Genomic DNA, 24,777 nt, shown 5'->3' with positions numbered 1-24,777 from the left:
AAAAAACAATCCTCAAGACATTTTTGGTTGACGTGTCAAGCAATTTAAGACACACCAGTTAAGCAACTTTTTTACAACCCATCCTTCATACTCCATTTCAAAGAGTTATGCTCGAATCTGGTGTATGGAAAAATAAATTAGGTGGCGTATCCTGTTGAAGAAAGTTCCGCAAGAACAAAATCAACAAAAGGAAATACGCCATGAAGGATTGTAATCTGAAAGAGGTATCTACACCAGCATATAGTCCTGAAAGAAACGGTATGGCCGCAGGCTCAGGAACGTGCGGCTAAAGAACAGGCCGAGCGCCAAGCTCAGGAACGCGCGGCTAAAGAACAGGCCGAGCGCCAAGCTCAGGAACGTGCGGCTAAAGAACAGGCCGAGCGCCAAGCTGAGGAACGCGCGGCTAAAGAACAGGCCGAGCGCCAAGCTCAGGAACGTGCGGCTAAAGAACAGGCCGAGCGCGAAGCTCAGCAACGAGCGACTGAAGAGCGTGCCAAACAGGAAGCTGAACGACGTCAACAAGCCGATCGAGCTCGACTGGCAGCCGAACGGCGTCAAATGGAAGAACGTACTCGTCGGGAAGCCGAACAACGGCAGGAGCAAGAGCGGGCTCGTCAGGAAGCTGAGGCGCAGGAGCGTGCTCGCCAGGAAAAGGAAGCTGAACGACGTCAACAGGCCGAGCGGGCGCGTCTGGCAGTTGAACGGCGTCAGGCGGAAGAAAATGCCCGACTGGAGGCTGAACGTGCTCGTGAACTGGAAGCGCAGCAAGAACGGGAAGCTGAGTCTGAAGCACAAGTTGTGACTATTCATCCATTAATGAATTCAGATGAAGAACAGCATAAAGAACAGCCAATCGATTCAGGCAAACCCTCTTCTGCATTGGACTTGCTCATAAAAGCAGCCAAAACATACCACGATGACCGTAAGGGTAAAGGAAAAACCCTGCATCGGATTTCATGGGGTCAGTATACAGAAGAAGATAAACTAGGCGCTGCAAACCATTTTATTGATGCAATATGCAATAAAGATGGCTTCATCACCGCCAAGGATCGTGGAGCGCTCAAGAATGGCCGTTTATATACAACACTTAACAAGGTATTTGAGGATAATCGCCAGGCAATAAGCCGTGAGTTAAATCAGGATCTGCAGTCTTTCGATGACTTGTTAAATACTTTGAACAAACGTGAACCGATTGAAACACTTAAGCGTATCCTGAATACCTACAAAGCAGATCGAGCTACGAAGCCAGACTACTACCATAGAACGTTTTTCTCTCAGTACAGTGGACCTCAAAAAATAGCTAGCGTTAAGAATTTTTTGGAGACCATAACACGAGGAGATAATTTATCCCCTGATGATCTTGCAATCATCAAACAAGGCAGCCTGGGTCGAAGTCTTAAGGAATTTATTAAAGAATCAGGTGGCGCACTTAGTGAGTTTTTGCAGACTAAAAAGCCAATCAATACCATAGACGATCTGGTCAGCGCTTTTTATCCTCCCCCACAACAAGAGAATGTTCTGTAGACGGACTTATTCTAACCCTCTGTGTGCGCGGCTGTTATCCCCGCGAATACGGGGGCTTAAATAGAAAAGCTATTGTCTTTGCGAACAGAGTGAAGCAATCCAGATCGAAGCTTGAACAAAGTGATGAGATTGCTTCGCTAGCGCTCGCAAAGACGGTTTTGTGCACCTATCTTCATTTATGAAACAATACAAACTACTTAACCTGAAACAATTGAACTCAACCCAAGATCTAAGTATCATCTTGAATTTTTCAGGAGCCAATCATGTCTGATCACTCAGTAAAACCTGAAGATATTCTTGCTGATGGTGTGGATTATACAGTAATCAAAGGCGTACCTGTTCGCAAGGGAACCGTTGCTGCTTTTATTGCAAATATCCAAATCATAGAAGATCCGGACAGCAGCGATTTAGCTCGGCAAAATGCTTGGAAAACCATGAAAAACCTGGCCCCAACCCTTGTTGCAACAGGCCTGACCGACCATGTGCTTTTTAAAAATCCCAATGTTGAAAGAATGCTTCAGGAAATTATTTCCTCAAAGAAATAGTCCTAAATAATTAAAGAGAAAAATAACACTTGCCTTCTCTCAATTTTTCTTATAAAAATCTCTTTCTTGTGCTATTTTTTTTAAAAAAAAGTAGACAATGTACGGCACTATTGTACAATTCGTTAATTTTTTAACATTCGAGAGACCATACAGTCAGTGACTAATGAGATTAAAAATCAAAGTGCGCCAATTAACGATGGCGGTTACAAACGCGGTTTGAAAGATCGCCATGTTCAATTGATTGCCCTCGGCGGCATTATCGGCTCTGGTTATTTTCTAGGTACTGGCGCGGTAGTCAATCAGGTAGGTCCCTCAGTATTCATCGCCTATATTTTAGGCGGTTTAATTATCTATTTAACCATGCTATGTATGGGTGAACTTGCTGTTGCCATCCCTATTTCAGGTTCATTCATCACCTACACCGCCGATTTTATTTCTCCTTCAGTCGCTTGTGGCGTCGGATGGTCCTACTGGATTAGCTGGGTAGCCTATATTCCCGCGGAATGTATAGCCGGCGGGATTATTATGCAGCACTTTACTGGTGTGAACGGCTATATTTGGGCGGTATGTTTCGGTCTTATTATTACCTATGTAAATATTGCCAAGGTTGGAACCTTTGGTGAAATTGAATTCTGGCTTGCCCTCATTAAAATACTGGCTTTAATGGGATTCGTAATTCTCGCATTGCTAATCTTTTTCGGCATCATACATGGCCCACAGCCTGCAGGTATTATAGGCGGCAGATTTATTTTTGATGAGGGAGGATTGTTTCCCAATGGAGGAATGGCCCTTCTTACCGCTATGGTACTTTTGCTGGTTAACTATCAGGGTTCTGAAATTATTGGTCTGGCCGCTGGTGAATCAGTCAATCCTGCCCGTATGATTCCACGCGCCATCCGCAATGTGACCTTTCGTATTTTATTCATTTATATTATTCCAGTGTTCTGTCTGGTATTAATTTTTCCCTGGCAGAAAGCAGGCTTGAGCAACTCGGTATTTGCCGATGCACTCAATTTCTATGGCTTACGCTGGGCAGGTGCAGCCACCAGTTTTGTTACATTAACCGCTACGCTTTCCTGCTCTAATTCTGGTGTCTATGGTATTGTACGGTCATTAAACGCCCTGGCCAGAAATGGCATGGCTCCTCATCGGCTTAGTAAACTTAACCGCAATGCCGTACCACAAAACGCAGGCATTGTAACGCTTGCGGCCATTTGGCTTTTATTAGCAGCCGGTTACTTTTTTGGTCAATCGATGCTGTATATCGCATTATTGCTGGTATCCGGATTTACAGGCGCTCTGGCATGGATTTCACTGTGCTGGGCACAAATTAACTTTAGACGCCGCTTATATCAGGCAGGTTACACCACAGCAGATTTAGGTTATAAAACGCCCGGCTCCCCTTATACAGGCATTGTAGCCATCGTGCTAATGCTTGCCTGTCTAATCTTTCTATTACTGAATCAGGATCCTACCTACAAAATTGCCTTCGCTATGGGTTTTGTCAGCTTTGTAGTGCCGATTATAATTTATAAATTGGGCGGTTTTTATAAGAAGCGGCATATCGCCATGTCAGTTAATAATCACCTGCAGTTTAAAGATATTTTTCCAGACAGGCAGTGAAGGCTTGCATTACTTTCCTGCCAGGTGCAGCCTGTCGTTCTGATCCCTCGGACAAGCCGAGGGACGTAGAAGCCAAGAACAGACTGTATTGATACCAATGAGAAGTCGCGGTACCTGGCGGTTAGGGGATATTGAGCGAAGCAAATCTCATTAAGCTACTCTTATCATTAGTGGAATAACCTCACTTAAACCTCCAGCTTTATTTTTTATTTGTACACAAGAGAGAATATCTTCGGTTAATTCTTTCGGAATATTGGCCTCAAGCTTATTGTCAATGACTCTAATCCAGGGTGGGTTGGATATACCGTAGCACTTATTGCTAAGAAATATCTCATAGGGGATTGAACTATAGTCCGGATAAATTGTTTTTTCGTCAACAAAATCAAAGTGATATTCTTGCCCAGCATAAGCTAGCGGTAAGGCAAATGCCGAGTCCTTCAGTCTTGGCTGATACACTGGATTGGCTGATATTGTCAGAGGAATGCTCATTGAGTCTGAACTGCCTCCTTCTCTGTTGGCAGCGCGAATGGTCAGGTGAAATACTTCTCCCATGGCATCAAAAGGAATCTCGCCTTCAAGTCCTGTCTGAGATCCTGAGCTGTAATGGATCCAGGGAGCCGCAGGCTCCACCTTATCAAGATAGACTTTGATGTCCGTATTTTCAGTAGCGCTTGCCAGTGCATCTTGTATGTTAAACGAGAAATAATCACCGGCTGCGGCACTAAGAGCAAGCGGTTTCAATACAGGTTTCTTTGCGGGATCAATTGCCCTTTCAATAACAAAGGATTTAGGCAATGAATCCCCTCCAGCATTAGAACTGGCTATCAAAGTGAAGCTCCATGAAGTTTCCTCATTGTCAGGAACAATCCCCTGAAGCCGTAAACCGTCCTCGGCCACCAGCAACCAATCAGGATTGGAATAACGGGAATCAAATCGAAATCTGATTTGGTTATTGGAAAAAAAACTGGAATTGGCAGTTAGCAAAGCGGATAGATTCAGTTGATACATTTGTAATGCATGTGCAGAAGGGAGGATTACTTCCGGGATAAAAACCGGTTTATCCTGAGGGTTTTCCCTGACATTGATAGTTAATACTGCCGGCGCTGTATAGCTGTAAAAATTGCTGGCACTGAATTGAAATTGATAAATCCCCGGACGCTCAGGCTTGCCAATCACACTGTGCAATGCAGGATCAAAGCGCAATCCATTCTGCTCCGCAGGCACTACGTGAATTACAGGACTTGCTCCAGACTGTACATTTTCATGGTAATAATTAATTACATTCAAAAAATTATAACTGAAACCTACATTAGCCGTCGCAGTTTGATCTGCTGCAGCTGAAATTGATAATGGATGAGGGATAACTTTAATTTCAAAAGGTGTTGACTGAGCTTGAAACTGGTTTCCACCGCAACACCTGTTTGAATTAAAAGAATAGTTATTATATGAAATATCTCCCTTGATGATCTGATTAACTGTAGTCGGGATAATCACATCAAAAAAACAGACAGAAAAGGGACTGCGGGGGTTGGGGATAGAATTATTAAGCAAAGGACAATCCCCCGAAACATAGCTTAATATGGCATTTACCGGCGTTTTCCAGTAATAAGCACAATGCCTGCCAAATTCAAAAAAATCAGCACGCATCCGAAAACGCACAGGCTCTCCTGCATACACAGTGTGGGGCGGTGGGAATACATAACTAAGTACCGCGGCGCCCTGTGGGTTTGCATTAAAGGAGAAACATAAATGCGCTTTAACAACAAGAATAAACACTAATATTTTTTTTATCATTTGAATAATCCATTAAATCAATCATTGAACACAGTGATAAATCAAGGTTTCATTCAAAGAATAAAAAACGCAGCGCCGCTGCGTGCAGGTTGGCTTTCATTGTACAACTCCAATTTCCATATATGTCCGATATTGGCTTACCTGATGGCAGCTCAATAGAAGGGGATGTTATCTAGCTTATTTTTTGAAGTCAAGCACAATGATATTTATAAAATGAGGTATCTTATTGCAGTAATTTATGCAACTTCTCTTTTAGAGAATCTACCCTGCCCAGAAGCTCATTGATCTTCTCGGCAGTTTTTCTGGCTCCTTTTTCACCCAGGAAAAAGAAGTGGTTTCCATTAACAGTCATTGTAAGCAATTGGGGCAGGCTATTTAAAAGCTCTGAAATCTTATACCATTTATGAGATGATGCGCCAGACAGTTTTCCTTTTAAATACTGACTATAAATCATTTCTGCGCGCAAAAAATTCCATGCAGCCGGATCAATCAGAGAGATTTTGGCTGTAGTCATTGAATCATCGACAATCAATGCAATCCAGGGAGTATTGGCAAAGTCAAAAACCTGACCATCTTTTAAAGTTGAGGGAATATTTTTTACCAGATGCCGGTTTTGGTACATATATCCTTCAGCAGCCAATGCAACAGGAATATGACCGATGAATTCACTCATATAGACTGTTTCAGGAATAATATTGTGCTGATTTAGCTGGTTTTGCTGCTCAATTAATTGATAAAAAATTGGAAATAACTTACTTCGGTCTGCTAAATGATTGGCTCTCATCGTGCCGGTTGAGTAAGGACCGGATTGCATGACATAGGGCAATGGGGGAACAGCAGACAAGCCGATGAATAATTGCACCTCAAGTCCGCGTTTTACCGCTGCACTGGTTGCTGTTTCTTCAATTGAACCTCCCATACTCCAGCCAAGAATGACAATCTTATTACTCAGTTTATGCCTCGCGATAATCTGCTGCGATATTTCAGCAATCTGTTCTCCCCAGTCATGGATAGAGAATCCTGGATAAACATGAGTGTACACAGGGTTTTCAAGTGGATAGGAAATCCCCAGGAAAGAGTAACCCTTCTTATTTAACCAATAGGCCAGAAAATCCTTTTCCTTACCAAGAGGAAATCCATAGGAGATCCTTGCCAGATGCGAATCACCAGGTACAAAAACTATTAATGGCTTATCAGGATCCCCCTTTTTAAAAAACACCAGGGATTCGGCTCCCCCTGCCTTCATAATAGTTTCACCAGGATATAGCCCTGCTTTGGCCTGATTACCGAAAGCGAATAACAAGAGTAGTAACACATACCTGCGTATGGAGATCATATTAGGATCAATCGAGCACTTTACTTACAGCATAGTCAATTAGTTGAGAGAAAGGAATTTATCAGGAAGCGAAACGTCTATGGAAAACGGGTAAAATAGAGTCTCAATGTGCAAATTAAGACTCTATTTGATCAGATCTAATCCTGAGATCTCATGTGCGGAAACAGAATCACATCTCGAATTGAAGGCGAATTGGTAAATAACATCACCAGACGGTCAATTCCAATTCCCTCACCTGCCGTTGGAGGCATTCCATATTCCAGGGCTTCAATATAATCATGATCGTAATGCATTGCTTCCAAATCGCCGGCATCTTTATCATCAACCTGCTTGCGGAAACGTTCGGCCTGATCTTCTGCATCATTTAACTCTGAGAATCCATTAGCTATTTCGCGGCCGCCAATAAAGAACTCAAAACGATCCGTTACCTCAGGATCGCGGTCATTCCTTCTCGCCAAAGGCGAAATCTCTGTCGGATAGCCGGTTATAAAGGTTGGTTGAATCAAAAGGTGTTCAACGGTTTCTTCAAAAATTATCATCTGCAATTTACCAAGCCCATCATTCTGGCCATAGGGCAGTGAAAGGCTGTCAAGTACCTTACGGCAAGCTTCAATGGAAGACAGATGACTTTCATTGAGATTGGGATGAAACTTCAGTATCGCTTCCCGCACAGAGAGTCTTGCAAAAGGATTGGAAAAATCAAGCATGCTGTCCTGATATTGAATTTGCCGCGAACCATTGACCACATCGCAAAGGTGATGAAGCAGGCTTTCGGTGAAATTCATCATGTCATTGTAATCGGCATAAGCCTGATAAAACTCAATCATCGTAAATTCAGGATTATGCCGTGTCGACAGCCCTTCATTACGAAAGTTTCGATTAATTTCATATACCCTTTCAAATCCACCGACAACCAGCCGCTTCAAATAAAGCTCCGGTGCAATGCGCAGAAACATCTGCATATCCAGACTATTATGATGAGTAATGAATGGCCGGGCTAAAGCACCGCCAGGAATGGGATGCATCATTGGCGTTTCTACTTCAAGAAAATCATGATGATCCATATATTGCCGTAAGGCAGTAATGAGCTTTGAGCGGATTAGGAACGTTCGGCGGCTTTCTTCATTAGCGATTAGATCCACATAACGCTTACGATAACGCATTTCCTGATCAGCCAAACCATGAAACTTATCTGGCAATGGGCGAAGTGATTTGGTTAGTAATTCTACAGAGTCGGCATGGACGGATAATTCACCAGTATTTGTTTTAAACAAAAGACCTTTGACTCCGACGATATCTCCCAGATCCCAGTGCTTAAATTGCTCGTACATCTCTGGTAGATCATTTTGTCGAATATAAACCTGTATGCGTCCGGAAACATCCTGAATATGAAAAAAGCTGGCTTTTCCCATTACTCTTCGCAACATAATACGGCCAGCGACTGAAACATGGACCGATTGTTCAGCCAGGCTTTCCTTATCCTGATTTTCATATTGCATTAGTAAATTGGCAGCCAGGTATTGGCGGCGAAATTGGTTAGGAAATTGAAAACCCTCTCCTCGCAGTCCTTCCAGCTTTTGTCTACGTATCTGATATACTGTACTTTCGTCTAAATGTTCTTCTGTCATTCTGCACCTATTCCTGCCTTTAAACTGGCTTCAATGAAACGATCGAGATCGCCATCAAGTACTGCCTGCGTATTACTTGTTTCAACACCTGTACGTAAATCCTTGATTCGAGACTGATCAAGGACATAGGAACGTATTTGCGAACCCCAGCCAATATCCGATTTGGTGGCCTCCAGCGCTTGTTGCTCGGCATTTTTCTTTTGCATTTCAAGCTCATACAATTTCGCGCGAAGTTGCTTCATGGCCTGATCTTTATTCTTATGCTGGCTTCTGTCTGTCTGGCACTGGACAACAATTCCGGTAGGCTCGTGAGTAATTCTTACTGCGGAGTCTGTTCGGTTAACGTGCTGTCCGCCGGCCCCTGAAGCACGATAGGTGTCAATACGCAGATCAGCCGGATTAATTTCAATTTCAATATTGTCATCAATTTCGGGCGACAAAAAAACAGCAGCAAAGGACGTGTGACGCCGGTTTCCCGAGTCAAAGGGGGATTTACGAACCAGGCGATGAACTCCGGTTTCTGTGCGTAACCAGCCATAGGCATATTCGCCTTTAAAATGAATGGTAGCACTTTTTATTCCAGCCACATCCCCTGCTGAGCATTCAACAAGCTCTGTATCAAACCCATGCTGCTCTCCCCATCGTAAATACATACGAAGCAGCATTTCCGCCCAATCCTGGGCTTCTGTGCCTCCGGAACCGGATTGGATATCAAGATAAGCCGGCGCCTGATCCATTTTTCCGGAAAACATACGTCTGAATTCCAGCGCAGCCACTTGCTGTTCAACATCCTGCAGTTCCTGAAAAACGTCGTTGATTGCAGACTCGTCATTTTCAGCACGAGCTAATTCAAAAAGCTCATTGAGGTCAACGATGTTCTGACCTAGCTGTTCCAGTTGGCTGACGACTGCCTCCAATTGAGCACGTTCTTTCCCTAAAGCCTGCGCTTTTTCAGGATTGTTCCATACTTCGGGCGCCTCCAGCTCTCGGATGACCTCTTCTAATTTTTCTTTCTTCGTATCAAAGTCAAAGATACCCCCTAAGCGCCTGAGTACGCTTGGAAAGGTCTTCCAGTGAAAAACTGATTTGATTTACTTCTAACATGGATTTCTCTTTCAATTCATCAATAATCTATTATATAAGCCTGAGCTTTAACCTGTTGTCATTTGCCTGGGGCAGACAGGTGGAATTAATCTCTCCAGCGATAAGTCTGTTAGTTTAACGCGAAAGCGAAATTGAAACCATAGCTGTATTTTCAGACTACAATTTTAGAATACGGTAAAAACATTGCGATTAGACAAAAAATTAACAGGAACTTAACAATTCTCCCCAGATGCTGCACTGAAAAGTATGTTATCATTCCTGGACTTACTGAAAGAATATTATACTCCTCATCAGGATTGGAGATAACGATGACCAAAGCCAAGACCCAAAAACATAAAGATCAGCTGGAAGCCCAGCGTCGCGAGAATGAAGCCATTCAGGCTCAGGAAGCTAAAAAACCAGTTCTTCCACAAGAAAATTTAACTCAGCCTGACAAAAAAAAATCCGAAGCCGATGAGCCTGCACCAGAACCAGTAAGCATTAGGAAACTCTCTATCAATGATGACGACTGGCTCAAAATTGTTGACCAATTTAAACTCAAGTATGGTCAGGAGCCGGAAGAAGACGGCAGTCTGGTTTTCCCCTCTCAGGAAAGTGCCATCGAGTTTTTTACTGATCAGGCCAGCCAAAAGCGTGAATTTCTTGCTCAGCAAATGAGAGATGGAAAACCTACAGGCTTTACCGTCTTTTCCTGTGGAGACGGCACGCTTTATCAGGGCACAGTCGAAGAGATTAAATCAGCAATAGAGCTGGCAAATAAGGCGAATCCTCAGCCTCTGTATACTAAAGCATTGAAAGCGCTCTCCGAGATCCCTTCAGTTAATCAGACCAACTCGATGCGCGATGCTCTCGGAACAATAAAAAGCCCGGAACCAGAGCCCGAAGCAAAACCTCAGCCACGTCCATGATGAAGAGAGGGGGGGGGTAAAAATCAACCCTCACCCTAGCCCTCACCATTAAGTTGAGGAGTTATTGTAGAATTCTTAACTTAAACTTAATGGCAGTGACCCTAGCCCTCTCCCAACTTGGGAGAGAGGATTTTCTCTTACGTTTACTTCCATCCCGGTGCGGGAATAACAAAATTTCCTCAGATCTTTTCCGATGTTTTTATTGCTTCGCGATAAGCATGCAAATTCATCAATAATTCTGCTTCAGCGTTCGATAAATGGCAATTATCGATAATTTCGGCCTTGTCGCCTCCCATTTGCAAAATACGCAGGGCATGTTGATAGCCGCCATCGTTGTTGCGTTTGTTTTCTATCATATTCACCTGGGAATCAATACTTCCCAACTGACGGTTCAAGTCTGTTAATTGCCTGGCAAAGACCAGATCGGCATTAACCAGTGCGGTCTGCTCGGACTGATAGCGTTCTACTGATTTGCTCAACTGACTGAGTTTTAGAGATAAGCTTTTCATTTCCTTTCGTTGCTTCATGATGAATAAAGCAAATAAGCCACAAATTATTAAACCGCAACTGATAATTAACATCATGGTGTCTCCTTGGCTAATGGTACTACCATATCAGTTTTAGGCTGTAATGAAAGAGGGGGTTCATTGTTTTTTTGGGTTTCCACTGTAAACTGATTTTTCCCTTCACCAGGATTTAGTAACCGTGGAATGGTTTTGTCCTTGGCAATGATTAAATTCACTCGCCTGTTTTTCGCTCTGCCATCGTCAGAAATATTATCAGCAACTGGAAATTGCTCGCCATACCCCGTGACTGTAATACGCCCCGGATCGACCCCATAATTGGTTAATATTCTGGCTACAGCAGCAGCCCTTGCCGCGGATAGTTCCCAGTTTGAAGGATATTGGGAGGTACTGATTGGAAGATTGTCGGTATATCCCTCCAGCGCGATGGGAAATGGAACTTTTTTAAGTATATTGGCTAATTTCATTAGTTTAATTACAGCAAGCGGGCGTAATTCTGCACTTCCACTGTCAAAAAGCGCTTCTGCTTTAATATCCAGCTCAATCCATCCGTTTTGTCTGTTTGCACTGTAGTCTGAATCTTGCAACTCGGCTAGTTTTTGCTCCAGATCATTAAAGGCATCCACATCTATGGCACCACCTGATTGTCCATCATTCCGGTTACTCATTGGGGCTTTTTGTTTGCCATTCTGGTTAAAGGCAGACTGCATTCCATCAGCGAGGGTTTTATATTTGGAAACATTCACTGAGGAAATCGCATACATCACCACAAAGAAAGCGAATAGTAATGTAATGAAATCCGCGTAGGAAACCATCCACCGATGAGTATCTTCATGTTCAATCTTTTTTGCTCTTCTTCCGCGCATTGTCTTGATGGAGTCCATAATTATTTAGCTTTAAGTTTAGCATATTTGGGCTTTCTCCACCGGCCATAGCAACCAAACCCTCTACCAGCATTTCGTCATGATGAATCTGGTTGGCAATACAGCACTTCAGTTTATTGGCGATTGGTAAAAAAACCAGATTGGCTAATCCAACCCCATAAATAGTAGCGACAAAAGCAACAGCAATGCCAACGCCCAGTTCCCCAGGATCGGCCAAGTTACGCATTACCTGAATAAGCCCTATAACAGCGCCTAAAATACCGATAGTAGGACTATATCCCCCCATACTTTCGAACACATGGGCAGCGCGCAAATCATAATCTTCGCGTCGATCAATTTCTGATTCCAGTACTTGGCGAATGGTGATCTTATCGACTCCAATGACTAACAGTTCCAATCCCTGACGCATGAGCGTATTGTTTTCACTCTCCATATGCTGTTCAAGGGTTAAAAGCCCGTGCTGTCTGGCTTTTCGAGCTAAATCAATCAATTGCTCCTTGCTTTTATCAAACGAATTTTTTGGGGGTGAAAATATCCAGGGAACAATTTTGAATGCCCTTTTAAACGTATTCCATGGAGTCTGCACCATCACAGCCCCCAGCGTTCCTCCCATAACGATGAATAAAGCCGGCATATTTAAAAGCGAGGTTATGCTCCCGCCCTCAAACATTTGGCCAATAATAATCGCTGTAAATCCGGTAATTAATCCCAGAAAAGTCAAACCATCCATAATTTATCTATTCTTCTGTTGACAGGCGTGCTCTGATTCGCAGAGTCGCTTGAGTATGTATCTGTGAAACTCGCGATTCACTGACCCCCAAGACCTCTCCGATCTCCTTCAAATTCAAATCCTGCTCATAATACAGGGATAAAACCAGCCGCTCTTTTTTGGGCAGCCCTTCAATAATATGAGCCAGTCTTGCGATCATATCGTCCTGAATCACATGGGTGTGCGGTTCGCTGGTATAGCCCTCACCTTTTAATACATCTTCGGTTACACCCAGATCATCAAACCCGAATAACTGGCTGCCCGCAGAGTCCTGCAGCATTTCATAATATTCTTCCAGTTTTAAATTCAGCTCTGCAGCAACCTCCGCGTCCTTTGCTTCTCGACCAAGGCGATTTTCTACCTGTTTGACTGCTTCAGAAATCATTCTGGCATTGCGGTATACTGATCTCGGCACCCAGTCGTTTCGACGCACTTCATCCAGCATGTGCCCGCGGATTCTGATGCCGGCATAAGTCTCAAAGGAAGCCCCCTTGCTTGAGTCATAATGTCTTACCGCTTCCAATAAGCCCAGCATCCCTGCCTGAATCAAATCATCAAGCTGCACTGTTTGCGGCAAACGAACCATCAGATGATGCGCGATTCGTTTAACCAGCATGGCATGTGCCTTGACAAGGGTTTCCTGGGTTTGCTGATTTACTTTGCCGTAAGCTGCTAACGCATCCACGACTGTCTCCTTATTTTTTCTTATTGAAAAAATTCCTTTTAGGCTAAGCCAGTTTTAATGTTCACTGGCTACCAAACGTTCCAGAAAAAAACTGGTATTGCCACCCAGCACGGGTTTAAACGGCCATTTTTCAACATTTTTTGCCAGATTTCTGAATGCCTTGGCGGCATTTGAATCGGGAAATGCGGCCAATACCGCTTTTTGTTTTTTAACCGCGTCATGCACTCTTTCATCGAAAGGAATGGCTCCCAGATAATCCAGACTAACATCGAGAAACTGCTCCGACACTCGATAAAGCTTGTTAAACAACTCACGCCCTTCGCGCATGCTTCTGACCATATTGGCCAGGATATGAAAATGGCTCCACTCATAACGTTTGCTCATCACCTTAATTAAAGCATAGGCATCGGTTAATGACGTGGGTTCATCGCAAACGACTACCACCACCTCTTGCGAAGAACGGACAAAACTCAATACAGTGTCAGAAATCCCTGCAGCGGTGTCGATAATCATATAATCGAAATCATCGGTTAACTCATTGAATGCATCAATAATGCCGGCATGCTCACTCGGACTAAGCTGAGTCATATAATCAGTTCCGGAAGCGGCGGGAACAATTCGGATATCATAGGGGCCTGTCAACATAATATCCGCCAGATGGCAGATCCCCTGAATCACATGAGACAAATTAAATTTTGTATGCAAACCCAGCATGATATCAATATTGGCCAGACCTAAATCGGCATCCAATAACAGTACTTTCTTATTCATTTGCGCGAGTGCAACTGCCAGATTTACAGAGATATTACTTTTGCCGACACCTCCTTTTCCGGCTGACACCGCGATGACTTTAACCGGTTTGGAGCGAGTTATGTTTCGTAATCCCGCTGCCTGGTCATCTAAAGGTTTTTCAATCTTCGACATAAAACCTCCTTGCAGCATTCTGAATTGTTTGCGCAGCCGTATCATACTCATTCATGCGTAATTCCTGCTGAGCAAACTGTTCAATTAACTGATAGCGCGTGGCCAGTTTGATATCTTCAGGAACCCGTTGTCCATTGGTTACGTAACTGACCCCTATTCCTGTTTCGGCAATAGCGCTTAATACCCCTCCCAAGGCCAGACATTCATCCAGTTTCGTCACCACACACTGCTCTACCCGGCTCACCTGATAGCGTTTAATCGCCTCAATAATAACCTGATAATGACTGGTTGCAGGTAAAACCAGTACCGTTGAAATCGAGTGGAGATGGGAGCTTAATATATCCATCTGCTGGCTAACCCTCTCGTCAGCAGGATTCATTCCCGCCGTATCAATCAGAATCAGCTTTTTGTTATTCAGTTGACTGATAACTCGGGAAAGAGAGAGTTCATCCTGTGCCACGCAAACAGGCACACCCAATATTTTTCCATACACGATTAACTGCTCCTGAGCAGCAATTCGATAGGTATCCATTGTGATCAAACCCAACTTGTCTGCCCCGAAGCGTAATACGAATCGGGCGGCAATCTTTGCCAGAGTAGTTGTTTTACCTACTCCGGTGGGTCCTACGAAAGCATAGATTCCCCCTTCTTCAATTCGTCGGCTGTCACAGATAGGGAGCGCTTCAGATAAACGGCCTAATACTTGCTGCCAGGCATTTTGCTGGTTAAGTCCCGGGTTGATATGCGTAATCAGAGATGTGGCTGTCAATTGGCTGACACCAAGATAAAGCAATTTTTGCATCAAAATGGTATGAAGCGGTTCCTGCCGGCCAACATTGCCGCGCAACTGTGCTTCAAGCATCCCTCTAAGTGTCTGAATTTCCTGCTTCATTTCATCCAGTGGCGAGGATACCGCCGTATTGGAAGCGGACTCTCTGCCAAGAGTTGAGACTGCCGCTTCAGGGCTTAATATGGTTTCATCGAAATCGATAGCAGCCACAATCTCCACGCCATTATCCACTTTTGAACTGGATAAAATAACAGCATCCGGCCCAAAAACGGATTTGATTTGCTGCATGGCTGTTCGTGTATCCGATGCGGTGAAACGTTTTATTTTCATAAAAATCCCTTGTTATCCCACTGTACCCACTATTCTTATCTGCTTGTTGTCAGGTATTTCCTGATAGGACATTACATGCAGATTATTGGAAATGTTACGCACAAAACGTGCCAGGATGGATCGTATTCCAGGCTGAACCACCAAAACGGCCAATTGTTGACGTGCCTGTTGCTGATCTGCAAACCGTAGTAAGGCCTGCTGAATCTTGTCTGCCATCCCCGGTTCAAAACTCATATTTTGTCCATTACTGTTTTGGAGTGAATGCTGCAATAACTGTTCCAGCTCGGGTTTGAGCGTAATGATTTGCAGCTCCTCGTTTAACCCACTCATCTTTTGTGTGATCAAACGCGATAAAGCGACACGAACCTGAGCAATCAGATAATCAATGTCCTTGGATTTGCCGGATGACTCTGCAAGGGTTTCCACGATAGTGCGAATATCGGTTAAGGGAATATGTTCAGTCAGCAAGCCTTGCAATACTTTATTTACAGCACCCAGTGTTAAATTGTCAGGAACCAGCTCTTTGACCAGTTTAGGTGAGGACAATGCCAGCTTATCAAGCAGCTGCTGGGTTTCTTCATAGCCTAATAGCTGTTGACTATTCTGCTCAAGGATCTGGCTTAAGTGGGTAGCGACTACAGTGGAGGCGTCAACTACTGTATAGCCATAAGTATGTGCCAACTCTTTTTGGCCTTCATTAATCCAGACTGCATTAAGCCCAAAAGCAGGATCCCTGGTTGCCTGCCCATCCAGCTCACCAAATACCTGTCCGGGATTTATAGCCAGCAGACGATCATTAAAAACAGGCGCCTCTCCCATAATGACACCCGCCAGACTGATTCGATAATGATTGGGTTTAAGATCCAGATTATCCCGAATATGAACAGTTGGAATTAAAAAACCTAACTCCTGTGAAATCTTTTTTCTGACGCCTTTGATTCTGGATAACAAAACCCCGCCTTGTGAGCTATCAACCAGCGGGATAAGGCGGTAACCTACTTCCAGTCCAATGACATCGACCGGGTTGACATCATCCCAGCTTAATTCAGAGATCAGTAAATTATCCTTTAAAGGCTCCTGCGACTCAGTGAGTTTTTCTTTTCTGGCTTTGTCCTGATTGCTGCGAATCATAAGATAAGCCATAGTGCCAATACCTGCTGCCAATAAAAGAAAAGCAATATGAGGCATGCCGGGAACTACACCAATCAAACCGATAATACTTGCTGCGATTATCAGTGCCTTCGGATGTCCGAATACTTGTTTTACCAATGCCTGGCTCATATTTTGCGCACTGGAAACACGAGTGACAATAATAGCAGCCGCTGTGGACAGAACCAGCGAAGGGACCTGAGCCACCAGACCATCACCAATTGTCAATAGAATATAATTGTGCAAGGCATCATCGAATGACATTCCATGCTGCAAAACGCCTATGATTAAACCGCCAATCATATTAATCAGCAAAATTAAAATACCGGCAATCGCATCTCCTCGCACAAACTTGCTGGCACCATCCATTGATCCATAAAAATCTGCTTCCTGCGATACTTCCGCCCGTCGTTTAATGGCTTGTTCCTGATTAATCAGGCCAGCGTTTAAATCAGCATCAATGGCCATTTGCTTTCCTGGCAAAGAATCCAGAGTGAATCGGGCGCTAACTTCCGAGACCCGTCCGGCTCCTTTGGTGACGACTACAAAGTTAATCACCACCAGAATGATAAAAACCACCAGGCCCACTGCATAATTGCCGCCAATAACGACTTCACCGAAGGATTGAATCACTTGTCCCGCGGCATCAGTGCCATTCTGGCCGTTCAACAAAACGATTCGTGTTGAAGCGACATTCAATGCAAGACGTAATAAGGTGGCTATCAGAATGACTGTCGGGAAAACCGCCAGATCAAGGGGGCGTTCACTGTAAATAACGGCCAGCAGCACAATTAGTGACAAGGCGATATTGAAAGTAAAGAAGATATCCAGCAGGAAAGCAGGCAGAGGTAGTATCATCATACTGAGCATGATAACCATCATCAGCGGAGTACCAAGTCCCTGATTGATCCATAATTTAATCGTTTGTAACCAGGAATTCATCAGGTTTCCTCCTCGCTGCGTCTAAGATCTTCAGGAATAGGTAAATCGTTTAGCGAAGCGGGTTGCCGCTCATAATATTGACGATTTTTTAATTGAAAAATGTAGGCCAGCACTTGCGCCACCGCCACATACAAGCCTCTGGGAATTTCTTTATTCAGAGCAGTTGAAAAGTAAATAGCCCGGGTCAATGGGGGTAAGGACAAGATCGGCACTTTGTGCGCCAATGCGATTTTATTGATCTGGAAAGCAATCAGATCTTTCCCTTTAGCCACCACAACCGGCGCGCGATTACCCTTTTGTTTGTACTGCAGTGCGACTGCGAAATGCGTTGGATTCGTCAACACCACATCGGCTTTGGGCACTTCCGCCATCATTCGCCGGCGCGAAATTTCCTGCTGCATTCTTCGGATCTGACTTTTAACCTCAGGCTTGCCTTCCGTTTCCTTGTACTCATCCTTCAGTTCCTGACGCGTCATTTTTAACTGCTTTTGAAATTCATACCATTGAAAAGGCACATCCAATGCCGCAATGAGAATCAAACAGGAACTAATCATCAGAAAAGAAAAGGAAATAATTCGCAGGCCCTCGCCAATAGCGCTTTCCAGTGAAAAATTAGCCAATGCCATTAATGAAGGCACTTGCCAATGCAATATAAGCAGGGCTGCCAAAGCGACTAACACAAATTTGATAAAGGATTTGGCCATCTCGACCACTGCCTTCAAGGAAACCATACGCTTTAATCCTTTCATGGGATTCATGCGTGAAAACTGGGGCCGCACTGCCTCAAAGGAACATACCCAGCCGCCAATTACTAAGGGCGCAATAATTGATAACAATAAAATTAACAGCAGCAATGGCCAGACAAGATTGAATCCCAAACTCATCACTTCACGCATTTTATTGAACAGGTTGGCATCCGCCCGGAATAATTCCAAATTGAAATGCAGCGATTCCTGCATCATCTTTTTGGCCTCATCAGCCAGATAATGACCCAAAATCAGGATGCTTACGCTTGAGAAAATGAGAATCAGTGTTGCGTTAAAATCTTTGGAACGCAGCACCTGCCCTTTTTCTCTCGCCTCTTTGATGCGCTTTTGCGAGGGCTGTTCCGTCTTTTCCTGGGACTGTTCTTCTTCGGCCATCAGCGTAACATCCCTTTTATGAGTAAAATACCCTGTTCAATGCTATCGCTCATTTGGTCAAAAAGGCCGGGTAAACTAAAGCGAATCACTATAAATCCCATCAACAAAGTGATAGGGAAGCCAATTGAAAATAAATTAAGCTGTGGCGCCACCCGGCTCATCACACCAAAGGCAAGGCTGACCAATAATAAGGATAGAATTGCGGGAAGAGAAACCAGAACAGACTCTTTCAGCATCCAGGCAGAAAATCCCAGTATCGAAGCCAATTCAGTCACCCCTACCTCAAATTGACCTATTGGCTTTATTTTGAAACTCTCAAGAAATAAGTCGAAAAGCGCCAGATGACCATTTAAAGTCAAAAATAAAAGACTAACCATTATTAGATAAAGCTGACTCACCAAAGGCACACTGGCTTTACTGGCCGGATCAACCATTACCGCGAAACCCAATCCAGCCTGCATGGCAATAATCTGGCCACCCACAATAAAAATCTGAAAAACCAATTGCAGCGCGAACCCCATTAGCAATCCGAGCAATATCTCATTCATCAGAAAAAATATATGCTCCAGTCTGAAGTATAAAAAAGACATGGATTCCGGGATAAAGGGCATGGCGATGAACGCCAGAGCAAATGCAAAAATAATACGAATGCTTCTGGGTAACAATACAGACGAAATTAAAGGCATTGACAGGAATAATCCGGATATGCGAGCCAGCGGCCAGACTATCTGACTTAGATACAGGATAATGGTCTGATGAGAAATGCCCATATTAGTCCAGTAAATAAGGAATATTACCGAATAAACTCTCGGTATAATTCAACATGGTCTTTAAAAGCCAGGGTCCGGCGATAACCATCACCAGAAAGGTAACCAGCAGTTTGGGGATGAAGCTTAAACTGGCTTCATTGATTTGCGTGGCGGCCTGAAACATGGCAACAATCAGGCCCACAACCAATCCAGGAACTATTAGAACAAGCAATAGTAAAATCATTAAATACACCGCTTCACTGAATAAGGATAAAACGGAATCTGCTGTCATGATTTCTCCTAGCTCACCGCAAAACTCGAGGCTAATGAACCCAGCACCAGGGTCCAGCCATCGACCATTACAAACAGCATTATTTTAAATGGTAATGAAATAATTAAAGGGGATAGCATCATCATACCCATCGCCATTAGAACTGAAGCCACCACCATGTCGATAATCAAAAAAGGGAGAAATAAAATAAATCCGATTTGAAACGCCGTTTTTAATTCGCTGGTTATGAAAGCAGGAATAACAATTTGCATAGGAATGTCGGATACATTCGCGGCCTGGCTATTGCCAAATTTTTCAAATAAGGCTAAATCGTTTTTACGGGTTTGGCGAAGCATAAACTGTTTTAAGGGCTGCTCTCCCAGATTCAGAGCCTGGGGAAAGTCAATCTGTTCCTTGATATAAGGTTGAATTGCATTTTGATTTATTTGGTTAAAAACAGGCCACATAACAAAAAAAGTGAGAAAAAGAGAGATTCCTATTAATATCTGGTTGGTCGGTGTTTGCCCAAGCCCGATTGCCTGACGCAGCATTGAAAGAACGATGATGATTCGGGTAAATGAAGTCATCGCCATTAACAACCCGGGAATTACGCTCAATAAGGTCATTAACAGTATAATCTGTAAATTGACACTATAGGTTTCACCGTTTGCTGATGGACTCACTGTTACTGCTGGAAGCGATAAATTCGCCGCCAGAACAATTGAGGGGAATAACAATAAAATCAGGACATACAACAAACTGCGTCGTTTCATTAAGACTTCGTCCTTAAAGCTTGTTTGAAAAATTCAGTGAACCGCGTCTCGGCCTGCTTCTCAAAGCCCGGAGGCAGCTCTTCGCCAAAGTCACATAATGTCGTGATGTTATGGCTGGTAACCCCTAAAAGCAGATAGCGTGTACCCGCGCGTACCAGTAGAACTCTCTCTCGTGGGCCCAGGTTAGCAGAGTAAATCACTTCCAGATTGATGTGTTTGCCGGTTCCTAATCGGCTTGTCTGCTTCATAAGCCAGAACAAACCCAAAATAAAGATAATAACAAACAATAAACCCATCAGAATTCTGAAGAAATCGCCACCGTTCAGACTTGATCCTTCAGAACTCGCTGCATAAGCCGTATTGCTTAAAAATAAATACAGATACAATCCCTTGTTTGCTAGCTTCATCTTAATCGCTTGATTCTTTCTGCCTTGCTTACTATATCCGTCAGACGGACCCCGAATTTGTCGTTCACCACAACAACTTCACCATGAGCAACCAGAGTTCCATTGACCAGTACATCAAGCGGCTCCCCTGCCATGCGATCCAGAGCGACAATGCCCCCCTGATTAAGTTGTAATAAATTTCGGATTGACATTTTAGTTCGGCCGATTTCTACGGTGACCGTCACTGGAATATCCAGAATCATTTCCATTTTTTCATTCTCAGTATTGCCTGTTGCATCCTGAGTTAACTTGGCTGTGACGACCTCTGTATTCTCACTCATAACCACCTCTAGTAACTTATTTTTTTTGTTATTTTTAAAGCTCGCTTATCATTCACTTTCCCTACAGTAGCAACAAAAGCAGGCGTCCCTTCTATATCGACTGTCACTTCCTCATTCATTTCCAGGGTTAGAAAATCTCCTGCTTTCCACTCCATTACCTTGCCTAAAGTGCTTGTGGTTTGCGCCATAACTGAACTAATAGTTAACTCCACCTCCATTAACTCTTCTTTAAGAGACATAATCCAGTTCGGATCAATATCTTCATCAGGTCTTGCAGCTCCAAGTTCTAGTTGCTGTTTGATAGGCTCCACCATTGAATAAGGTAAAATGAATGCAAAAGTTCCTTGTTCCTTACCAAAATCAAGGCTGAACTTGCTGACTAGCAATAATTCATCCGGTTCACCGATGTGCACTAATTGCGGATTGGTTTCGTCATTGACCCGGAGGGGTTCGAGGTGAATAATCGGTGCCCAGGCTTGCTCGATATTGCGTACCAGTTTACCGATCACAATATCCATCACTCGCAATTCTGCGGCTGTGAAATCTGTTTTATCGGTTTGTGCAGAAAATTGCGAACTGCCGCCAAAATAATAATCGACCAAATCATACACAAAGGTACTGTCAAACACGATCAGCGCCTTACCACGTAAGGGCTTAAATCGATAAATAGTCATTAAACTGGGATTGGGCAATGCACTTAGATATTCACGGTGTTTCACTACCGTCATCGGCTCTTGCTTAATGTGAATTTCTTTGGCCATTAAAAGATAAATATCATTGGCAAAATAACGCGCTGCCCGATCATGAATTTTATCAAGAACCGGAAGCTCACCACGAACGATACGTTCCTGGCTTGCAAAATTGAGGACTTCAATATGCTCAGTTTTAGGAGCGGTTGGCGACGTGGGGAGGTCATTCTCTGCATTGCTCTCGTCTTCTGCAGAATCCGAATTATCGCTGTCTACAGCGCCTAACAAGGCATCAATTTCTTCTTGCGATAATACATCCTTCTCAACCATGAGTAATCCTGCATCCAATCTGCTTCAATACGATAAATCATTGCCTAGCAATTTATATGCCAACTTTAATCATGGTAGCTGAGGTATCTGAACAGGGTTTAATTATTTATCAGTCAAAAAATTGACTAATCATCTGCCTCATCCTGACACTTATCTTCCGCAGCCGATTGGCATTTATCATTGCAATCCGTATCAGAAGATGTCATACAGACTGAATCCAGGCAGTCTTGAGTATAGCGCTCAATACACATTTGTTTATCGTATTTCTCAGAGCCAATAACCACTGTCGGTAAATCAGCTGCATAAACAGAAACTGGAATCATTATCCAAAGTCCCATCAACGCCGATTTCACTATTAACTTTAACAATTCCATGACTTTTCCTTTTGAAGTGCTTCCAGTATCGATGCAATATCCTTTGATTAGAAATTATAGCATCAGCAGTTCATGATGATCTGCTTGCATTCATTTCGGCTATTTAATACACCAAATTCATTTTGCCAAGGCGCTGATTTCAAAATACAATTGTCAATACCTGATAAAGATGACACACTTGAATTTTCGATTGATAAAACTAGCAATGCAGCCTAAATTAATGCCCTTTGGTAACTTTGCCCATAATCTTGAGACCCAATCGAAATGCTATCGTCCGGATAGTGAAAAACAAATAGAAAAAATCCTGATTCCTGCGAAAGAATCGATTTTGGCACGCGGCGCTGGAACCAGTTATAATGACTGCTGCCTCAATGATCAACAGTCCATTCTTGATACCAGGCGGCTTAATCACTTTCTTTCTTTTGACGCTGCAAGCGGCCTGTTAGTTTGTCAGGGCGGCGTTACTTTTGCCGATTTATTCAAGGTTGACACCCGCTTTATCCCACCAGTAATTCCCGGCACGCTTCGCGCCACTTTAGCGGGTGGCATTGCTAATGATGTTCATGGAAAAAATAATCCGAAAGAAGCGGCTTTGGGGCAGCATATCGAATGGATAGAATTACAATGTCATCAGGAGTCAATACACTGTAGCCCCAGGGACAACGCTGACTTGTTTTATGCAACCATTGCCGGCCTGGGACTGACAGGAATTATCAAACGTGTCGCGCTGAAACTTAAGAAAGCGCCGCAGTTTGTAAAATCCGAAAATGAGAAATATCAGAGCTGGGATGAACTGGTTGAAAGAATGCTGAAATTGGCAGATAGCAGTGATTATCAAGCCGCCTGGCTCGATTTTCTTAACCCGGAGCATGCCATACTTTCTCATGCCAGCTATCATGAGGGTTTAAACAGGCAGGAAGCGGCTCCTGTTAATATTCCACCGATTCCTTTTCGGCTGATTAACCGTCTGGGAATGAAAGTATTTAATCAGCTTTATTTTCGTTATACCAGCGCTGCTCCACAAGTCAGCCCTATTCAGATATTCAATAATCCGCTAGATAGAATCAGTAACTGGAATCGCCTCTATGGGAAAAAAGGCTTAATTCAATTCCAGGCCGTCGTTGGAGCTGATTTGATTAAGGAATGCCTTGAGCAATGTCTGCTGCTTGGCCGTAAACATCATGCACTGCCTGCGCTGGCAGTCTTAAAATATTTAAATCATACTGGAACGGGCTTGCTGTCATTCACTCAGCCAGGCTTTACCATTGCCATTGATTTTGTGAATCAACCGCAAGCCCGGCAAACAATTAAAAATTTGAATGAATGGATCACGCAGCATCAGGGCAAAGTGTACCTGGCAAAAGATTTGCTATTAACATCAGAGCAGTTCAGATGCCAATACCCTAATAGCGGACAATTCATCAAACTGCTTGAAACCCTGCCTAATCACCCCTGTTCTGATTTAGGTCGACGATTAGGGATTTGTATATGAATAAAACGACCTGGGTCATTAGCGGGGCCAGTTCGGCAATCGCCAGAGAATTCGGTCATTTAGCAGCGAGTAAGGGACATCCTTTAATTTTAATTGCACGTGATGCGGCCGAACTTAAAATTATGGCTGCCGATTATGCGCTGCGCTATAAAATCCCTTGCCAGACTATAGTGTTTGACTTCGCCAATGACAGCAAAACCTTGTGCCATCAGTTGTTCTCACGTCAGGAGAATTTGTCGCTATTTTTAGCTCATAGTTTAATTATTGAAAATCAGGATCTTAATGAATCAGATATTGGTTTAGTCATTAAAGTCAATATTACTAGCAGCTGTGAACTAATTCATGGGTATCTTAAAAAAGAACAAAGTGACCACCAGCTTATTTTTTTAAGCTCAGTCGCTGCCAGTCGCGGACGCAGTAAAAATAGTTTGTATGGTGCCAGCAAATCAGCTATTGAAACTTATCTGCAAGGGCTACAGCAATCTGCTTCACCGACACAAACACTGACTATCATGCGCCTCGGCTTTATTGATACGGCGCAAACGTTCGGAAAGCCCGGTATTTTTTATGCGTCCTCTCCAAAAGACTGCGCCAAAGCCTGCTTCAAAGCATTAGACAGAAAAAAAAGGCTAAGCTACCATCCATTTTTCTGGCGATATATCATGGCAATCATCTCTAATTTGCCCTTCTTTATTTACAAAAAAATGAAAATGTGAAAAGCATCAAATCGTCCCAACGTCATCCTGAGCGCAGTGAAGGATCTCAAACTGC

26 protein-coding genes are annotated in these 24,777 nt (G+C 43.6%); 6 read left to right on the top strand and 20 right to left on the bottom strand.

The features are described from left to right. Positions 1-228: 228 nt before the first annotated feature. On the bottom strand, positions 229-558 hold the full coding sequence (locus LXA66_RS00485; protein ID WP_233011472.1) for a hypothetical protein: 330 nt from the start codon (positions 556-558) through the stop codon (positions 229-231). Between LXA66_RS00485 and LXA66_RS00480 the strand changes: the two genes are divergently transcribed. From LXA66_RS00480 to LXA66_RS00470, 3 genes are all read left to right on the top strand, one after another. Further along, positions 559-1,524, top strand: coding sequence for a hypothetical protein (locus LXA66_RS00480; RefSeq protein WP_233011471.1), 966 nt, complete (start codon positions 559-561; stop codon positions 1,522-1,524). It abuts the gene before it with no gap. A 263-nt stretch (positions 1,525-1,787) separates the two neighbouring features. After that, positions 1,788-2,069, top strand: coding sequence for a hypothetical protein (locus tag LXA66_RS00475; protein WP_233011470.1), 282 nt, complete (start codon positions 1,788-1,790; stop codon positions 2,067-2,069). 156 nt (positions 2,070-2,225) lie between these two features. Beyond that, a complete protein-coding gene (locus LXA66_RS00470) occupies positions 2,226-3,692 on the top strand; it encodes an amino acid permease (RefSeq protein WP_112219994.1) in 1,467 nt (488 codons plus the stop codon). Between the two features lie 150 nt (positions 3,693-3,842). On the opposite strand, the gene LXA66_RS00465 is transcribed toward LXA66_RS00470, so the two are convergent. The 4 genes from LXA66_RS00465 to prfB all read right to left on the bottom strand — a co-directional run bounded on the left by LXA66_RS00465 (position 3,843) and on the right by prfB (position 9,554). Further along, positions 3,843-5,486, bottom strand: a complete 1,644-nt coding sequence (locus tag LXA66_RS00465) for a hypothetical protein (RefSeq protein WP_233011469.1) — start codon at positions 5,484-5,486, stop codon at positions 3,843-3,845. 223 nt (positions 5,487-5,709) lie between these two features. Continuing rightward, positions 5,710-6,822 (bottom strand): hypothetical protein, encoded by a 1,113-nt coding sequence (locus tag LXA66_RS00460; protein ID WP_233011468.1) that lies wholly within the window; start codon positions 6,820-6,822, stop codon positions 5,710-5,712. A gap of 137 nt (positions 6,823-6,959) precedes the next feature. Further along, positions 6,960-8,450, bottom strand: coding sequence for a lysine--tRNA ligase (gene lysS / locus LXA66_RS00455; protein WP_233011467.1), 1,491 nt, complete (start codon positions 8,448-8,450; stop codon positions 6,960-6,962). After that, positions 8,447-9,554 (bottom strand): peptide chain release factor 2 gene (gene prfB, locus LXA66_RS00450; RefSeq protein ID WP_233011466.1). Its coding sequence is split into 2 segments (ribosomal slippage): positions 8,447-9,478 and positions 9,480-9,554, totalling 1,107 coding nucleotides; the frame shifts between segments, so codons are not numbered across the junction. Before prfB ends, lysS begins: the two co-directional genes overlap by 4 nt. A gap of 308 nt (positions 9,555-9,862) precedes the next feature. Here prfB and LXA66_RS00445 point away from each other — a divergent pair. Further along, complete coding sequence (locus LXA66_RS00445; protein ID WP_233011465.1) at positions 9,863-10,462, top strand: hypothetical protein; 600 nt, start codon at positions 9,863-9,865, stop codon at positions 10,460-10,462. 179 nt (positions 10,463-10,641) lie between these two features. Here LXA66_RS00445 and LXA66_RS00440 read toward each other — a convergent pair whose 3' ends face one another. The 15 genes from LXA66_RS00440 to LXA66_RS00370 form a co-directional block, all read right to left on the bottom strand. Beyond that, a complete protein-coding gene (locus LXA66_RS00440) occupies positions 10,642-11,046 on the bottom strand; it encodes a DUF2802 domain-containing protein (protein WP_233011464.1) in 405 nt (134 codons plus the stop codon). Beyond that, positions 11,043-11,870: a flagellar motor protein MotB gene (locus tag LXA66_RS00435; protein ID WP_233011463.1), complete on the bottom strand. Its 828-nt coding sequence runs from the start codon at positions 11,868-11,870 to the stop codon at positions 11,043-11,045. Before LXA66_RS00435 ends, LXA66_RS00440 begins: the two co-directional genes overlap by 4 nt. Next, positions 11,824-12,600, bottom strand: coding sequence for a flagellar motor protein (locus LXA66_RS00430; RefSeq protein WP_233011462.1), 777 nt, complete (start codon positions 12,598-12,600; stop codon positions 11,824-11,826). The genes LXA66_RS00435 and LXA66_RS00430 overlap by 47 nt, the downstream gene beginning before the upstream one ends. Before the next feature lie 7 nt (positions 12,601-12,607). After that, positions 12,608-13,324, bottom strand: a complete 717-nt coding sequence (locus LXA66_RS00425) for an RNA polymerase sigma factor FliA (protein WP_058508713.1) — start codon at positions 13,322-13,324, stop codon at positions 12,608-12,610. Positions 13,325-13,378: 54 nt separating this feature from the next. Next, positions 13,379-14,248: a MinD/ParA family protein gene (locus LXA66_RS00420; RefSeq protein WP_233011461.1), complete on the bottom strand. Its 870-nt coding sequence runs from the start codon at positions 14,246-14,248 to the stop codon at positions 13,379-13,381. Then, the gene (gene flhF, locus LXA66_RS00415) at positions 14,235-15,368 is read right to left on the bottom strand and encodes a flagellar biosynthesis protein FlhF (protein ID WP_233011460.1); all 1,134 of its coding nucleotides are present in this window, start codon (positions 15,366-15,368) and stop codon (positions 14,235-14,237) included. Before flhF ends, LXA66_RS00420 begins: the two co-directional genes overlap by 14 nt. A 12-nt stretch (positions 15,369-15,380) precedes the next feature. Beyond that, the gene (flhA, locus tag LXA66_RS00410) at positions 15,381-17,459 is read right to left on the bottom strand and encodes a flagellar biosynthesis protein FlhA (protein WP_233011459.1); all 2,079 of its coding nucleotides are present in this window, start codon (positions 17,457-17,459) and stop codon (positions 15,381-15,383) included. After that, positions 17,459-18,601, bottom strand: coding sequence for a flagellar biosynthesis protein FlhB (gene flhB / locus LXA66_RS00405; RefSeq protein WP_233011458.1), 1,143 nt, complete (start codon positions 18,599-18,601; stop codon positions 17,459-17,461). Before flhB ends, flhA begins: the two co-directional genes overlap by 1 nt. Beyond that, complete coding sequence (gene fliR / locus LXA66_RS00400) at positions 18,601-19,371, bottom strand: flagellar biosynthetic protein FliR (protein WP_233011457.1); 771 nt, start codon at positions 19,369-19,371, stop codon at positions 18,601-18,603. Before fliR ends, flhB begins: the two co-directional genes overlap by 1 nt. Before the next feature lies 1 nt (position 19,372). Further along, positions 19,373-19,642: a flagellar biosynthesis protein FliQ gene (gene fliQ, locus LXA66_RS00395; protein ID WP_112219981.1), complete on the bottom strand. Its 270-nt coding sequence runs from the start codon at positions 19,640-19,642 to the stop codon at positions 19,373-19,375. Between the two features lie 8 nt (positions 19,643-19,650). Next, positions 19,651-20,394 carry a flagellar type III secretion system pore protein FliP gene (fliP, locus tag LXA66_RS00390; protein ID WP_233011456.1) on the bottom strand — a complete coding sequence of 248 codons (744 nt, stop codon included), beginning with the start codon at positions 20,392-20,394 and terminating at the stop codon, positions 19,651-19,653. Beyond that, positions 20,394-20,801, bottom strand: coding sequence for a flagellar biosynthetic protein FliO (gene fliO, locus LXA66_RS00385; protein ID WP_233011455.1), 408 nt, complete (start codon positions 20,799-20,801; stop codon positions 20,394-20,396). Before fliO ends, fliP begins: the two co-directional genes overlap by 1 nt. Beyond that, positions 20,798-21,049 carry a flagellar motor switch protein FliN gene (gene fliN / locus LXA66_RS00380; RefSeq protein WP_367379938.1) on the bottom strand — a complete coding sequence of 84 codons (252 nt, stop codon included), beginning with the start codon at positions 21,047-21,049 and terminating at the stop codon, positions 20,798-20,800. Before fliN ends, fliO begins: the two co-directional genes overlap by 4 nt. Before the next feature lie 80 nt (positions 21,050-21,129). After that, entirely contained in the window at positions 21,130-22,140 is a 1,011-nt protein-coding gene (fliM, locus tag LXA66_RS00375) for a flagellar motor switch protein FliM (protein WP_233011454.1), read from the bottom strand. Positions 22,141-22,265: 125 nt separating this feature from the next. Then, complete coding sequence (locus tag LXA66_RS00370) at positions 22,266-22,514, bottom strand: hypothetical protein (protein WP_233011453.1); 249 nt, start codon at positions 22,512-22,514, stop codon at positions 22,266-22,268. 205 nt (positions 22,515-22,719) lie between these two features. Between LXA66_RS00370 and LXA66_RS00365 the strand changes: the two genes are divergently transcribed. Further along, complete coding sequence (locus LXA66_RS00365; RefSeq protein ID WP_233011452.1) at positions 22,720-24,006, top strand: FAD-binding oxidoreductase; 1,287 nt, start codon at positions 22,720-22,722, stop codon at positions 24,004-24,006. Next, positions 24,003-24,722: an SDR family NAD(P)-dependent oxidoreductase gene (locus tag LXA66_RS00360; protein ID WP_233011451.1), complete on the top strand. Its 720-nt coding sequence runs from the start codon at positions 24,003-24,005 to the stop codon at positions 24,720-24,722. The genes LXA66_RS00365 and LXA66_RS00360 overlap by 4 nt, the downstream gene beginning before the upstream one ends. The last annotated feature ends 55 nt before the right edge of the window (positions 24,723-24,777 follow it).

This window comes from Legionella sp. 16cNR16C (assembly GCF_021297775.1).
Lineage (GTDB): Bacteria > Pseudomonadota > Gammaproteobacteria > Legionellales > Legionellaceae > Legionella_C > Legionella_C quinlivanii_A.
This window is presented reverse-complemented; position numbering and strand designations above follow the sequence as displayed.